This is a genomic window from Oceanidesulfovibrio marinus (assembly GCF_013085545.1).
GTDB lineage: Bacteria > Desulfobacterota > Desulfovibrionia > Desulfovibrionales > Desulfovibrionaceae > Oceanidesulfovibrio > Oceanidesulfovibrio marinus.
Genome location: NZ_CP039543.1, coordinates 3,955,784 through 3,969,737, shown reverse-complemented (window position 1 = coordinate 3,969,737; position 13,954 = coordinate 3,955,784). Strand labels below are relative to the sequence as shown.

The 13,954-nt window shown below is 64.1% G+C and carries 13 protein-coding genes; 5 read left to right on the top strand and 8 right to left on the bottom strand.

Annotated features, from left to right (window positions below):
• Nucleotides 1-6 precede the first annotated feature (6 nt).
• The 8 genes from E8L03_RS17470 to E8L03_RS17435 all read right to left on the bottom strand — a co-directional run bounded on the left by E8L03_RS17470 (nt 7) and on the right by E8L03_RS17435 (nt 9,339).
• Nucleotides 7-2,010 carry an ABC-F family ATP-binding cassette domain-containing protein gene (locus E8L03_RS17470; protein ID WP_144305182.1) on the bottom strand — a complete coding sequence of 668 codons (2,004 nt, stop codon included), beginning with the start codon at nt 2,008-2,010 and terminating at the stop codon, nt 7-9.
• A 15-nt stretch (nt 2,011-2,025) separates the two neighbouring features.
• Nucleotides 2,026-3,087, bottom strand: coding sequence for a cyclic di-GMP-binding domain-containing protein, MshE-related (locus E8L03_RS17465; RefSeq protein ID WP_171268042.1), 1,062 nt, complete (start codon nt 3,085-3,087; stop codon nt 2,026-2,028).
• A gap of 9 nt (nt 3,088-3,096) precedes the next feature.
• Nucleotides 3,097-4,173, bottom strand: coding sequence for a 3-isopropylmalate dehydrogenase (gene leuB / locus E8L03_RS17460; RefSeq protein WP_144305183.1), 1,077 nt, complete (start codon nt 4,171-4,173; stop codon nt 3,097-3,099).
• A gap of 58 nt (nt 4,174-4,231) precedes the next feature.
• Complete coding sequence (locus E8L03_RS17455; RefSeq protein ID WP_144305184.1) at nt 4,232-5,086, bottom strand: damage-control phosphatase ARMT1 family protein; 855 nt, start codon at nt 5,084-5,086, stop codon at nt 4,232-4,234.
• Between the two features lies 1 nt (nt 5,087).
• Nucleotides 5,088-5,597 carry a 3-isopropylmalate dehydratase small subunit gene (locus E8L03_RS17450; RefSeq protein WP_144305185.1) on the bottom strand — a complete coding sequence of 170 codons (510 nt, stop codon included), beginning with the start codon at nt 5,595-5,597 and terminating at the stop codon, nt 5,088-5,090.
• Between the two features lie 24 nt (nt 5,598-5,621).
• On the bottom strand, nt 5,622-6,881 hold the full coding sequence (gene leuC / locus E8L03_RS17445; RefSeq protein WP_144305186.1) for a 3-isopropylmalate dehydratase large subunit: 1,260 nt from the start codon (nt 6,879-6,881) through the stop codon (nt 5,622-5,624).
• Nucleotides 6,866-8,395, bottom strand: a complete 1,530-nt coding sequence (locus E8L03_RS17440) for a 2-isopropylmalate synthase (protein WP_144305187.1) — start codon at nt 8,393-8,395, stop codon at nt 6,866-6,868. Before E8L03_RS17440 ends, leuC begins: the two co-directional genes overlap by 16 nt.
• Nucleotides 8,396-8,685: 290 nt before the next feature.
• Nucleotides 8,686-9,339, bottom strand: a complete 654-nt coding sequence (locus tag E8L03_RS17435) for an HAD family hydrolase (RefSeq protein WP_171268041.1) — start codon at nt 9,337-9,339, stop codon at nt 8,686-8,688.
• Between the two features lie 207 nt (nt 9,340-9,546).
• On the opposite strand from E8L03_RS17435, the gene E8L03_RS17430 reads away from it, so the two are divergent.
• The 5 genes from E8L03_RS17430 (at nt 9,547) to E8L03_RS17410 (ending at nt 13,944) form a co-directional block, all read left to right on the top strand.
• Nucleotides 9,547-10,737: a protoglobin domain-containing protein gene (locus E8L03_RS17430; RefSeq protein ID WP_171268040.1), complete on the top strand. Its 1,191-nt coding sequence runs from the start codon at nt 9,547-9,549 to the stop codon at nt 10,735-10,737.
• A gap of 217 nt (nt 10,738-10,954) precedes the next feature.
• Complete coding sequence (locus E8L03_RS17425) at nt 10,955-11,233, top strand: HU family DNA-binding protein (protein WP_144305190.1); 279 nt, start codon at nt 10,955-10,957, stop codon at nt 11,231-11,233.
• Between the two features lie 36 nt (nt 11,234-11,269).
• Nucleotides 11,270-12,217: a chemotaxis protein gene (locus E8L03_RS17420; protein ID WP_144305191.1), complete on the top strand. Its 948-nt coding sequence runs from the start codon at nt 11,270-11,272 to the stop codon at nt 12,215-12,217.
• Complete coding sequence (locus E8L03_RS17415; RefSeq protein WP_235896579.1) at nt 12,214-12,831, top strand: chemotaxis protein CheD; 618 nt, start codon at nt 12,214-12,216, stop codon at nt 12,829-12,831. Before E8L03_RS17420 ends, E8L03_RS17415 begins: the two co-directional genes overlap by 4 nt.
• A gap of 177 nt (nt 12,832-13,008) precedes the next feature.
• Nucleotides 13,009-13,944: a DUF362 domain-containing protein gene (locus E8L03_RS17410; protein WP_171268039.1), complete on the top strand. Its 936-nt coding sequence runs from the start codon at nt 13,009-13,011 to the stop codon at nt 13,942-13,944.
• Nucleotides 13,945-13,954: the final 10 nt, after the last annotated feature.

The window sequence follows — 13,954 nt, the reverse complement described above, 5'->3', positions numbered from 1 at the left end:
GGAAGGTCAGACCGCTTCTTCTGCAAACTCCGCTTCAAGGGCCTGAATCTCGGACTCCAATTGCTGGAGCTCATCGAAAAGCCGCTCGCTGCGATCCTTGGTCTTCGTATAGGTATCCATGAGCTCGGCGCTTTTGGCATGGTCGGCGTAGACATCGGGATCGGCCAGGGCGGTCTCGGCTTCGCCCATCTGGTTCAGAACCTTTTCCAGCTCCGCTTCCTTTTTGGCGTAGGCGTCCTTCTTGGGCTTGAGCTTCTTGTGCATGGCGTTGCGGCGGGCGGCCTCCTCGCGTTTGCGCTGTTTGGCCTCCTCGCGGGTTTCCTTGCGCACCGCAAGCTCGGGGGCTGAATCATCGCCCTGCGCAGGCTGCGCCGATACGGCCGCCGGCTCTTCCGTCTCGCCGTGCGCCGCGGCCTTGCGCGCCCGCTCGTACCCTTCAAAGCCGTCCTCATGCACCACCAAGCCGTGATCTTCCAGCGCCCAGACCTGGGTGGGTACGGTGGAGAGCAACCAGCGGTCGTGCGCCACCAGCAGGACGGTGCCGGAGAAGTCCTCCAGCGCCTTGCCCAGGGCCTCGCGGCTTTCCAGGTCCAGGTGGTTGGTGGGCTCGTCAAGGATCAGGAAGTTGGCCCGCGCCAGGAACAGGCTGGCCAGCACCAGGCGGTTCTTCTCGCCGCCAGAGAGGCTTTCCACCGTGCGCTCGAAGTACTCCTGCCCGAGCAGGAAGAGGCCGAGCACGCTCATGAGTTCTTCTTCGGTAGTGCGCGGATCGGCCAGCCGGCGAATCTCGCCCAGCACGCTCTTGGACGGGTCCAGAATCTCGTGCTGATGCTGGCTGAAGTAGCCCACGCGCGTCTTGGAGCCGATCTCGATGCGGCCTGCCGTGGGGGTCAGGTCCCCGGCCAGGCACTTGAGCAGCGTGGACTTGCCCGAGCCGTTCACGCCGGCGATGGCCACGCGCATGGACTTGTAGATGGTGAAGTCGAGGTTCTCCCAGATGGGCTCGCGACCGGGCCAAGCCATTGTCAGATTCATGGCCTGGCAGGCGATCTTGTCGCCCTCGGGCGGCTCCGGCCACTTGAAGGCCAGGGTCTTGCGCCTGGGCTCCGGCCTCTTTCCGGCCAGCTCCTTTTCCAACCGCTCGGCCTGCTTCTGCCGGCTGCCCGCCTGCCGCGCCTTGGTGGCCTTGGCCTTGAACCGCTTGACGAACTCCATCTTGCGCTCGATCTCGTCCGAGAGCCGCTTGGCCTCGCGGGCGCGCTGCTCCTCCATCTCCTCGGACCAGGCGATGAAGGACGAGAAGGAGCCCTTGCGCACCAATGGCCGACTGCCGCCCAGAAAAAGAACATGGGTAGCCACGTTGTCCAGGAACACGCGGTCGTGCGCCACGAAGACGAGCACGCCCTCGTAGGCCAGCAGGAACTGCTCCAGCCACTCCACGGCTTCCAGGTCCAGGTGGTTGGTGGGCTCGTCCAGGATCAGCACGTCGGCCCCGGCCGTGAGCACACGCGCCAGCTTGGCGCGCTCCCGCCAGCCGCCGGAAAAGGAGCCCAGCTTGCGTTCGTGCACGGCGGTCTCGAAGCCCAGGCCGGAAAGCACGGCGTGGGCGCGGTGCTCCGGATTGTAGCCGTAGCGCGTCTCCAGATCGGCCTGCTTGGCTGTCAGGCGGTTCATGGCCGCCTCGTCGCCGCGCTCGTGGGCCTTTTCCCAGTCTTCCCAGAACTCGTTCCACGAAGGCAGCACCTCCATGATGAACTCGAGCAGAGATTTTTCCAGGGTTTCTGGGCCGAGCTCCTGGGCCACGTAGCCGATGCGCGCCGCGCGGGGCATGATGACCCGGCCGGAGTCCGGGAAGGACTCGCCGGCGATCATCTTGAGCAGCGTGGTCTTGCCAGTGCCGTTGGGGCCGGCCACGGCCAGACGCGTGCCGTCGGCGATCTCCAGGGAGAATTCCTTGAACAGGTCCCTGCCGCCGTATGCCTTGGACAGGGAATCAATGGTCACCGTCATAGAAGTATCGTGATTTTAAGAAGATGGTTCGAAATCGTGCTCGTCCACACCGCTCTGGGCATCCCTGCCGGCGTCTTCCACAATGAACCCGGCGTTGAAGACGCCCTCCGGGCACTCCAGATTCACCAGCAGCGCACCATCCATGGCGTCTTTTTCCTGGATGGCGCGCACCCACCGCGCCGTGGCGGAAAAGGCATTGTAGTCACGGCTGGTAAGGCGCTCGCGCACACCGGCCACAAACACGCCGGCCAGCTCGCTCCACGAGCCCTGCTGCTCTATCCCCGAAGCCGCGGCATCGGCCGGGACCGCATCAGCCAGAGCCCTGGCACCTGGCTTCCCTGGGCAGGAGCCTCTATTGCCCAGGTTCTCGTCCGCACCGTTCTGGGACCACATGCCCAGGCGTCCGGGCCGCGGCGCCGGCGCATGGAGTATCTTCCGGGCCAGGTCGTCCGGAAAGAACACCCAGAAGTGCAGCACCAGACCGGCAAGCAACCGCAGATCCAGGCGGAACCCGGCGTCTGCGCGCAGCCCGTCGTTGAACAGCGCGTTCACGTCGCCCGGACGGCTGAGCCGGCCCAGCTTCATGACCACGCCGGCGGTGCGTTGCATGGCCACACGCATGGAGTCCACCATGTCCAGGAACAGGTGCCGGTGCTCGGAGCAGAACAGCACGTCCCGGTTGCAGGAGGCCAGGGCGCGCTCCATGCGGGTGAACTCGTTGATGGCCTCGATAAACGTATCCGCCGTGATGAAGCCCTTGGCCAGCAGCGCCTCGCCCAGGAAGACGTAGCCCATGGCCTGGGCCTGGACCAGGGATTCCCGCTGCTGCGGGGAGAGGCGTCCCTGGTCCACGGCTATCTGTCCGAAGGGCAGCTCGGAATCGCGCTGCGCCTGCAGTATGGCCTCGACGTCATCCGGGGTGAGATACTGCCGCCGCACCGCGATGTCGCCGATAAGTTCGTTGACGTCCTTCTGGTAATAGACAGCCGCGAGAAGCTGCTCCTCGGAAACGATGCCCCTGCGCAGCAGGAACTGTCCGAGGAAGCTCAGGTGAGACGGCGACTCGAGTGCTGTCATGTACCTGTCCTACTTCATGCGTTCCACCACCGCGTCGCCCATGGCGGTGCAGCCCAGGAGCTGCTTGCCCTGCTCCATGATGTCGCCGGTGCGCAGGCCTTCCTTGAGCACGGCCTGCACGGCATTCTCGATGACCGTGGCCTCCTCCGGAAGGTCGAACGCATGGCGCAGCATCATGGCTACGGAGAGGATGGTGGCAAGGGGGTTGGCCTTGTCCTGGCCGGCGATGTCCGGGGCCGAGCCGTGGATGGGCTCGAACAGGCCGGGGCCGCTTTCGCCCACCGAGGCCGAGGGGAGCATGCCCAAAGAGCCGGTGATGGCTGCCGCCTCGTCCGAGAGGATGTCGCCGAAAAGGTTGCCGGTGACGATAACGTCGAACTGCGAGGGATCGCGCACGAGTTGCATGGCCGCGTTGTCCACGTACATGTGGTCCAGCTCCACGTCCGGGTACTCCTTGGCGACTTCCAGAACGACCTCGCGCCAGAGCTGGGAGACGTCCAGCACGTTGGCCTTGTCCACGGAGGTCAGGCGGTTGGAGCGACGGCGCGCGGTCTCGAAGCCCAGGCGCGCGATACGCCGGATCTCGCTCTCGCGGTAGACCATAGTGTTGAAGGCGCGGCGTTCGCCGTCCACGGTGTCCTCACCCTTGGGCTCGCCAAAGTAGATGCCACCGGTGAGCTCGCGGATGACCATGACGTCCAGACCCTTGGCCGTGATCTCGGGCCGCAGAAAGGAGGCGCCGGCAAGCTCCGGGAAAAGTGTGGCCGGGCGGAGGTTGGCGAACAGGCCCAGGGCCTTGCGGATGCCCAGCAGGCCGCGCTCCGGCCGGATGGCCTTCTCGATGTTGTCCCACTTGGGACCGCCCACGGCGCCCAGCAGCACGGCGTCGGACGCCTTGCACTTTTCCACGGTCTCGTCCGGCAGGGGCACGCCGGTCTCATCGATGGCCACGCCGCCGAGCAGCGCCTTGGAGTACTCGACCTCGTGGCCGAAACGGGCCGCAACGTTGTCCAGCACCTTCACGGCCTGATTCACAATTTCCGGGCCGATGCCGTCGCCCGGAATAAGGCACAAACGAATACGCATGATTTCTCCTTATATTCCACTGAACATACACCGCCTTCCGGCGTATGCTCAAGTCTGTTCATTCATAATGCACGAAAACCGAGCTTCCCTGAGGCACGTCGAGCGCAAGCGCTACCGCACGGCACTTGGCCTTGAGTGCGAAGAAGACGTTGCCCATGCGGCCTTCCAGGGACTCGAAGTTGCCCTGCCCCTTGGAGAGGAGCACGTCGGCCTCGTCCATGAGCAGTCTGGTCTGCGGGTTGAGGCGGCCCAGCACGGCTCCCGGCGCGTCGGAGCCGGATGAGAGCACCCGGCACAGCCGGGTCAGGCCCACGATCTCCGCGTCTTCCATGGTGGCGTCGTTGAGCACGGGTGTTTCCCGCACAGCGTAGGCCACCTCGGCCCCGAGGCTCGCAAGCTCCTTGACCAGCAGGGTGTCCAGGCCGATCTCGCCGGCGTTGTCGCCCAGGATGAGCACCTTGGCGCCGGGTGCGATCCGCTCCCGGAACGCCGGGTAGGCGTCCCGGCCCCAGGGCGCGTCCTTCTCCGCTTCCAGGGCGTGCTCCCAGTCGTACTCGATGCCGACGCCGGCGTCGATGTAGTTGCCTACGAGAGAAAGCCCCAGCGCGGCGCGCAGGGGATCGTCCGAGCCCTGCACGTACGTCTCAAGCTGCGGCAGCAGGGCCAGCACGCGGGTATTGGCCTGTTCCTTGTGCCCGGCAAAAAGATCCGCGCCGCCGTTGGCTTCCGTGAGCACGGGGTAATACTCCGCGGCCAGGTCCGGCGGCGGCCGGTCGAGGTCGGCCCCGGCGAGCAGCTCCGCCATCTGGCGTACGAGCCGCTCGCGCAGGGCCGTATCGTCCGGTGCAATCTGCCAGGCGCCGCGCGCGGCCTGCTCCATGAAGCAGGCAAAGCAGTCCGAGCTGGTGCGCATGCTACCCGGCCTGGGACTCCAGGCGGTCGCTCACGTAGCCAACCAGGCCGCCCTTGTTCAGAATCTCCTGCATGAACGGCGGCACGGGCGCGAACTTGAAGCTCTCGCCGGTGGTCTCGTCGGTGATGGTGCCGGCGGCCGGATCGATGGAGAGCGTGTCGCCTTGGCTGATCTTGTCCACGGCGTCGCCCACTTCGAGCAGAAGGAGGCCCATGTTGAAGGCGTTGCGGTAGAAGATGCGCGCAAAGCTCTTGGCGATGACGGCCTTGACGCCCGCGCCGATGATGGCGATGGGCGCGTGCTCACGCGAGGAGCCGCAGCCGAAGTTCTCGCCGGCCACGATGATGTCGCCTTCCTCCACGTGGTTGACCCAGTCCGGGTCCATGCCTGCCATGCAGTACTTGCCGAGCTCGATGGGATCGGTGGACACGAGGTAGGTCGCGGGGATGATCGCGTCTGTATCGATATGGTGGCCCATGGTGTGGGCCGTGCCGCGTATGGGTGCGGTCATGGTCTGTTCTCCTTGCAGGCCCGATTACAGGGCGTCGGGGTGGACGATCTCGCCGGCAACGGCGGATGCCGCGGCCACGGCCGGACCGGCGAGGTAGACCTCGCTCTCCAGATGGCCCATGCGTCCCTTGAAGTTGCGGTTGGTGGTGGAAATGGCGCGCTCGCCCTTGCCGAGGATGCCCATGTGGCCGCCCAGGCAGGGACCGCAGGTGGGCGGGCCCACCACGCAGCCGGCGTCCATGAACACGGTGAAGAGCCCCTCGTCCATGGCCTGCTTCCAGATGGCCGGCGTGGCCGGCAGGATGATGGCGCGCACATTCTTGGAGACCTTGCGGCCGCCCAGCACAGCGGCTGCCTCGCGCAGGTCCTCGATGCGGCCGTTGGTGCAGGAGCCGATGACGGCCTGCTGGATGGTCGTGCCCTTGCACTCCTCCACGCCCTTCACGTTCTCGGGCAGATGCGGCACGGCCACGCGAGGGCTCATGCCGGTCACGTCGATGGTGACCTCGCGCTGATACTCCGCGCCCTGGTCGGCCGCGATCTTCTCGGCGTTGGGCCGGTTGTGCGCGGCGCAGTAGGCCAGGGTCTTGTCGTCGGCCGCAAAAAGGCCGGCCTTGCCGCCCGCCTCGATGGCCATGTTGGCCATGGTCATGCGGCCCTCGATGGAAAGATCCTCGATGACGGGACCGTCGAACTCCATAACGCAGTAGCGCGCGCCGGCCACGCCGATCTCGCCGATGACCTGGAGGATGAGGTCCTTGCCGCCCACCCAGGGGCCCATCGCGCCGGTAATGGTCACGTGGATGGCGTCCGGCACCTTGAACCACGTCTCGCCCAGAACCATGGCCCCGGCCACATCCGTGGAGCCCATGCCGGTGGCGAAGGCGCCGAGAGCGCCGTACGTGCAGGTATGGCTGTCCGCGCCCACAACCACGTCGCCCGGTCCCACAAGGCCCAGCTCGGGCAGGAGCGCGTGCTCCACACCGCAGTCGCCGCCTTCGTAGTAATGGACAATGCCCATCTCCTTGGCGAACTCGCGCACGCCGCGGACCTGTTCGGCCGAGGCGATGTCCCGGTTCGGGGTGAAGTGGTCCATGACCAGGGCGATCTTGTTCTTGTCGAACACCTTGGTGGCGCCCATGGCGCGGAAGCTCTTGATGGCCAGCGGCGCGGTGATGTCGTTGGCAAGAGCCAGATCCACCCTGCACTGGACGATGGAGCCGGTCTTGGCCTCGCCGGATACCGCGTGCGCGGCCAGCAGTTTTTCGGTTAACGTACGGCGCATTCCTTGTCCTCCTCCTTCTTGGCCAGCCGGTTCATGGCGTTCAGATACGCCTTGGCGGTGGCGACAATGATATCCGGATCGGCGCCGCGGCCGACAGCGGCGCACCCTTTTTCCTGTATGCGGACCGTGACCTCGCCCTGGGCGTCGGCCCCGCCGGTGATGGCGTTGACCGTGTAGCTCATGAGCTCGGGGGTACGGCCCGTCACTTTATCGATGGCGTTGAATGTGGCGTCCACAGGGCCCACGCCGAAGGTGGCCTCGCGGCGCTCCTCGCCGTCCACGTCCATGACCACGGCCGCCGAAGGCGGGATGGTGCCGGCGAGCACGGAGAGATTGGTGAGACGGAACTTGTCCGGAATGCGGTAGATGCGCTCCAGGACCACGGCCTCGATGTCCTCGTCGTAGACGCGCTCCTTCTTGTCCGCAAGCCCTTTGACCGCCTCGAAGACCTGGCCCATGGCCTCGTCTTCCAGGTTGTAGCCCAGCTCTTCCAGCTTGGACTTGAGGGCGTGGCGGCCGGAGTGCTTGCCCAGCACCAGCTCGGTCTTCTCGCGTCCCACCGAGGCTGGGGTCATGATCTCGTAGGTCCGGCGGTCCTTGAGCATGCCGTGCTGGTGGATGCCGGACTCGTGGGCAAAGGCATTGGTGCCGATGATGGCCTTGTACGGCGGAATGGGCTGGCCAATGATCATGGAGAGCAGCCGGCACGAAGGGAAAAGCTGCTCGGTCTTCACGTTGGTGGTCAGGCCGTAGTACGGCTCGCGGGTATGCAGCGCCATGACCAGCTCTTCCAGAGCGGCGTTGCCGGCGCGCTCACCGATGCCGGAGAGCGTGACCTCGGCCTGCCGGGCGCCTGCGCGGATGGCAGCCAGGGTGTTGGCCACGCCCAGGCCCAGGTCGTTGTGGCAGTGCACGCTGAACACGGCCTTGTCGCTGTTAGGCACGGTCTCGACGAGGTAGCGGATGAGGTCCGCGAACTCCTCGGGCATGGCGTAGCCCACGGTGTCCGGGATGTTCACGGTGGTTGCGCCAGCGTCGATGACGGCCTCCACCACTTTGGCCAGGAACTCGCGGTCGGAGCGCGAGGCGTCCTCGGCCGAGAACTCTACGTTGTCCGTGTACTGTCTGGCGTGCTTCACGGCCTTCACGGCCATCTCAAAGACCTCGTCCGGGCTCTTGCCCAGCTTGAACTCCATGTGCAGGGGCGAGGTGGCGAGGAACGTATGGATGCGCGGATGCGCCGCGTCCTTGATGGCTTCCCAGACGCGGTCGATGTCGGACGGCATGGCCCGGCACAGGCCGGCCACCTGGGAGTTCTTCACCGTGGCGGCGATGTCGCGCACGGCCTCGAAGTCGCCCTGGCTGGCGGCCGGGAACCCGGCCTCGATCACGTCCACGCCCAGGTTTTCCAGCTGGCGCGCCAGACGGATCTTCTCTTTATGATTCATGGTTGCGCCGGGGGACTGCTCCCCGTCACGCAAGGTGGTGTCGAAAATGATTACGCGGTCGGACATGGTCTGACCCTCCTCGTGTGCTTCTGCTTATTTGATACGAGTTGCGCGTACCGCCGTTGGATGCAGCGGTGCTCTAGCGCGTCATATTATGCGCATGCCAAGGGCGCCGCAATGCGCCCTTCTTATGAAGGATACGAGATCGTAGGGGCTTGGACTAGGAAAGCCCCCATAGGAGGAGGGCTAGGCCGTCGGCCATGGCGCGCTTCCCGGCCCGGGAATGACGGAGGGTGGTATGGTAAACAGTCGCAATCATGGCTGCGAAGGATTGTTAGCCCCTGCGAATCGCACTGTCAAGGCCGGCAGTATGGCGGCTGTTCCAGCAGCGGCCGCATGTCCGGGCATATTTCCGACAGCTCCTTTTCCATCTGAACCACGGAGTCGAAGTGGATGGCGGTGAGGCCCAGAGTCCGGGACAGCGCCACGTGCTGCGTGGAGTCGTCGATGAACAGCGTCTCCTGCGGCGTTGCGCCCAGCTCCTGCAGCGCGTGATGGAAGAATTCCGGCTGCCGCTTGCTCATACCCTCGTGGAAGGAGTTGAACACGCGATGGAAGTACGGAAATACGTCGTACTTTTTGTTGAGCTCGTCCAGCCAGTCGGTCTGGTCGCTGAGCATGGCCACGGTGCGTCCCTGCGCCGCAAGCATGGAGACGATCTCCAGCATGCGCGGCCGCACGATAAAGCCGGACAAGAGCTTCTCGCGCTTGGCCTGCATGTCGCCGTTCAGGCCGGCGCGCTTTTCCAGCTCGTTCCAGAACACGTGCTCCGGGGCCAGCCCCACCAGATAGCCACAGCCGTACATGATCTCCACGGCCTCGTGGAACACTGCGTCCGGGTCCAGCCCCTGTACATCGGCCATGCCCTTAAGACCATTGACGAAACCTTCCTCGGCGATCACGCCGCCGAAATCGATAAGCACCGTGGTTATGCGCGGCGTATCCGCCATGCCTTGCTCCTCTTCTTTATAGACAGGATGGCGCCATATTTGGCGCGTATCGTTCCAGCTGATAGCCCCTCGCCCTTCGGGGCGCAAGCGAAGATGATGTGACGGCTTCCTTTAACCGGTCAACTCTGATAAAAATGATTGTATGTGGCTATACTCCCACTCCCTGAACCACGGAGCCGCAAACGCATGACCGCCGAGAAAATCAGTATGGAAGGCAAACCAATCGATATCAAAACTCCTGCGGAAGCCCCCCTGACCCGCCTTTCCTTTTTTCGCGAAAAGCTGGGCCTCGACAACGGCGCAATCGATGTGCTCGCTCCTTTTGCTCAGAAAATAATCGAGCACAAGCACGACTTCGCCGACTACCTGTATGAGTACTTCATCCAGATTCCGGAGACCAAGTCCATCCTCTCCCACGATACCTGGCCCAAGGTCATCAAGAACAACTGGTCCACCACCTTTGACATGCTTTTTTCCAACGGGCCGGACGAGGAGCTCATGGATTACCTCTGGAAGAGCGGAGTCATCCACGTCCGGCTGAACATCGACCAGCGCTACATCAACTTGGCCTACTCCCTTATGCGCATCTTCTGCCGGCAGGTGGTGCGCGAGGAGGTGGACGGCAAGGAGTTTGACGACGCCCAGGCTGTGACGGACAAGCTGGTGGACCTCTGCGTGCTCATCGCCACGGACGCCTACCTGGACTCCACCACCAAGTGCGACCGCGAGGTCGTGCGAGGCATCGCCCACCAGCTGCGCAACCCGCTCATGGTCATCGGCGGCTACACCCGCAAGCTGCAGAAAGCCATAGAACCCGAAAGCCCGGACATGGACGCGCTGCGCGCCATTCTGGACGAGAGCAAACGGCTGGAAAAACTCGTGGCCGACGTGAGCGAGTACATGGACATGTACAGGGAGGACGCCCGCCGCGAATCTCTAGATCTGAAAGTCCTGATGGACGAAGCCGTGGAGTACGTGCGCGCCAAGCACACCGGCGATTTTCCGGTGCACGTGGACATCGACCCTTCCCGATGCATGGCCTACGCCGACCGGCGCGACGTGTTCACGGCCTTCAAGCACCTGCTGCTCGACGGGCTGGAGAACATTGCCGCGCCCCCGGACGGCGGCGAGGCCGCCATCACCGTCACCACGCAGCCCGACCCCCGGGACGAACGCTACATGGAGGTAGTCTTCTTCAACACTGGGGAGCCGCCGCGTCCCGAGGAGCTGGACTTCCTGTTTACGCCGTTCCATGTGCGGGCGCCCATGGGTGCGGGATTCGGCCTGCCTATAGCGCGGCTGGCCGCGAACAAGAACCTGGGCCGTCTGAGCCTGACTCCGGTCGCCGACAAAGGTCTGGAATGTACGCTTTCCCTGCCGGAACCGCCCCGGTCGTGAGTATCTGGCAAAACGACCCTACAGTCATACAAAAACTCTTGTCTTTTTGGTGCCTTCGGTTTAGGATCAGCTTACTGACTGGATAAGGTATATTGGAATAGATTTTTACGGTAGGTGTGCAGCATCGCCCGCAGCCTGGGGGGGCACTCGATCGGCGCTGTACGGAACTGTTTGCATCAAGCAGAGCAAAACTGCTGGCTACAAACGCGGGGGGAGTATGAACAAGAGCGAACTCGTCAAGGAACTGGCCGAGGAAAACAACATTTCGACCGAAGAATCCACCATGTTTGTGGAAATGTTCTTCGATTCCGTCCGCAACGCCCTGTTGGAGGACGGACGCGTAGAGATCCGCGGCTTCGGCTCGTTCAAGATCAAGAGCTACAAGGGGTACACCGGCCGTAACCCCAAAACAGGCCAGAGCGTGGAAGTGCCGCCCAAAAAGCTGCCCTCCTTCCGCGCGGGCAAAGAGCTCAAGGAAGTCATCAACGTCAGCTAGACGCAGGCTACCGGCGTCGAAGGATTGCTGAGCACTTTGGATAGCAGCGAAATCCTTCTGGAAACCGGGTCAAATGAACTCAACCTCATTGAGTTCTATATTGACGAACGCGACCCCGAGACTGGCGAGGTCGTGCGGGACTTTTTTGGCGTCAACGTCGCCAAGGTCCTGGAGGTTGTGGAAAGCCCCGGTCTCGTTTCCGGTAAATCCGCCGTCGACCCATGTTTCATGGGCACCATCCCCTTGCGGGAGCACATGCTGCCCGTGCTCGATCTTGGCGTGTGGCTGAATATCGACCGCGTCCAGGTCGAGCACGAAGCCATCCTCGTCACCGAGTTCAACGGCGTCGTCACTGGCTTTCTGGTCTCCGGCGTCACCATGATCCATCGCGTCAGCTGGAGCGAGATCATGCCGCCCAACCATTATGTCGCTGCCCTGCAGTCCAACTGCATCACCGGCCTTGTGGAGCTCGGCGACCATTTCGTGCTCATGCTCGACCTTGAAAAGATTCTGGCCGAGCTCGATCCCGACAACCAGAACGTGAACGTGGGTGCAGAGGTACAGACCATCGGCGCCGGGTACTCCGCCCTGGTCGCTGACGACTCTACGGCCCTGCGATTCATCATCCGCCAGCACCTGGAGGCCGCCGGCTACAGCGTGACCACCGTCAACGACGGCATGGAAGCGCTGGAGACCCTAACCCGGCTCCGCAACGAGGGGTCGCCCGTGGACATCCTCGTCTCCGACATCGAGATGCCGCGAATGGACGGATACACCCTGACCAAGAACGTCAAGCAAAACCCCAGCCTCAACCTTCCGGTCATCCTCTTCTCCTCGCTCATACGCGACGACCAGCGGCACAAGGGCCTTTCCGTCGGCGCGGACGACCAGATCACCAAGCCGGAGTTCGCCAGCCTCGCCTCCCGGGCCGAATCGCTCATCAGGGAATACCGGGGCGGACAACGAATGGAGAGCAGTACGTGACGCAGCCGTCCCGCCCCCACGCCGCCACTCCATCCGACGACGACACGCCCAAGGCTCTACTCGATTCCGGCCTCCCCCTGAAGCACCTCAAGATCAGCGAATGCATGGTCACGGAAAAGGACTGCCTCATCGCCACCGTGCTGGGATCATGTGTTTCCGTCACCTTCTTCTGCCCCAGGCCCAGGCTCGCCGGCATGTTCCACGCCATGCTGCCAGAAAGCACCAACGAGCTGTTCCGCAAGCGCGACGATTGCTGCACCATGCCCAACCCGCCGTTGGACACCTGCAAGTTCGTGGATACGGCCATCCAGTGTGTCATCGCCAAGTTCGCGGCCCGCGGCGTGAAGCCTTCCAGCCTGGAGGTCAAACTCTTCGGCGGCGCCTTCAGCCTGCTTTCCGAGGAAAAGAAAAACGTCCGCGAGATCGTGGACGTGGGTGCAAAGAACGTGGCCATGGCGCGGCTGGCGCTCAAAAAGCTGGGGCTCGTGCCCACTGCCGAGTCCGTGCAGGGCAACCGCGGCCGCAAGCTCTTTTTCCATACGGCCACCGGCAAGGTCTGGATGAAGTATCTGGGCTCCAGAACCACCATGCGGCGCGTGCCGCGACGGCGCTGATAATTCTTCCCTCTTTTTCCGGCCGCATCTTGTCGGCGGCGTCCCACACAGGTATCCTGGAGACAGGAACCACGAGTTCGTGATCCCGGCGCAGTGCGCCTGTATCGCCGTCGGCGTTCGGTCCGTTGCCGGCCGTCGTCATTAGAGCCTCATCACAAGCCCCAATAGGACGTATCCATGCGACGCAGAGAATTCCTCAAGTGGCAGATGCACGGCGCGCTCTGGCTCGCCGCCGGCTCCACCGTTGCCGCACCGCTCTCGGCCATGGCCCAGGATGCAGTGACCAGTGCGGACGAGCTGGACGTGGCCATAGCCAAAGGCGCGCCGGCCGCGGCCACACGAGCAGCCGTGGAGCTCCTGGGCGGCATGCAGAGCGTGGTCAAGCCCGGCCAGAAGGTGGCCATCAAGCCGAACATGAGCTTCCCCCAGGCGCCAGACAAGGGCACCACCACCCACCCCGAGGTGGTCAGCGCGCTGGTGGCCATGTGCCGGGAGGCAGGCGCGGAGGAGATATTCGTCCTCGACCATCCCTTGAGCCGCGCCGAGGCCTGTCTGGAGCGCAGCGAGATCCAGGCGGCGTGCAGCGCCATTCCCAACACCCGCGTTCTGGGCCTGGAGGACTCGACCTTCTACGTGGAAGCACCCATCGACCAGGGCGAGGAGATGCGCGACAACGCCTTCATGCGCGAGGTGCTGGAGGCGGACGTGCTCATCGCCGCGCCCGTGGCCAAGTCCCACGGCTCCACCGGCGTCTCCCTGTCCATGAAGGGCATGATGGGCCTTATCTGGGACCGCGGCGTGATGCACTACCGCTACAACCTGGACCAGGCCATTGTGGACCTGAACACGAAGCTCGCGGCCGACCTCGCCGTGGTGGACGCCACCCGCGTACTCTCCACCAACGGGCCGTATGGGCCGGGGCTCGTGCTCAACGAGAACACCGTCATCGCCTCGCGCAACGTGGTGGCGGCCGACGCCATGACCGTCTCCCGCTTCGAGTGGTACGGCCGGCGCATCCGGCCGGACCAGGTGGGCCACATCCGCGCGGCCCATGACCGCGGCCTCGGTCCCATGGACGTCGCGAGTATGAAGGTCAGGGAGGTCGAGGTCTGAAGCCTTCCGG

Coding starts and splice junctions, on each gene's coding strand:
- leuB (WP_144305183.1), bottom strand. CDS start 4,173: ATGCGTATTCGTTTGTGCCTTATTCCGGGCGACGGCATCGGCCCGGAA.
- E8L03_RS17470 (WP_144305182.1), bottom strand. CDS start 2,010: ATGACGGTGACCATTGATTCCCTGTCCAAGGCATACGGCGGCAGGGAC.
- E8L03_RS17425 (WP_144305190.1), top strand. CDS start 10,955: ATGAACAAGAGCGAACTCGTCAAGGAACTGGCCGAGGAAAACAACATT.
- E8L03_RS17440 (WP_144305187.1), bottom strand. CDS start 8,395: ATGTCCGACCGCGTAATCATTTTCGACACCACCTTGCGTGACGGGGAG.
- E8L03_RS17410 (WP_171268039.1), top strand. CDS start 13,009: ATGCGACGCAGAGAATTCCTCAAGTGGCAGATGCACGGCGCGCTCTGG.
- leuC (WP_144305186.1), bottom strand. CDS start 6,881: ATGCGCCGTACGTTAACCGAAAAACTGCTGGCCGCGCACGCGGTATCC.
- E8L03_RS17450 (WP_144305185.1), bottom strand. CDS start 5,597: ATGACCGCACCCATACGCGGCACGGCCCACACCATGGGCCACCATATC.
- E8L03_RS17455 (WP_144305184.1), bottom strand. CDS start 5,086: ATGCGCACCAGCTCGGACTGCTTTGCCTGCTTCATGGAGCAGGCCGCG.
- E8L03_RS17430 (WP_171268040.1), top strand. CDS start 9,547: ATGGAAGGCAAACCAATCGATATCAAAACTCCTGCGGAAGCCCCCCTG.
- E8L03_RS17465 (WP_171268042.1), bottom strand. CDS start 3,087: ATGACAGCACTCGAGTCGCCGTCTCACCTGAGCTTCCTCGGACAGTTC.
- E8L03_RS17435 (WP_171268041.1), bottom strand. CDS start 9,339: ATGGCGGATACGCCGCGCATAACCACGGTGCTTATCGATTTCGGCGGC.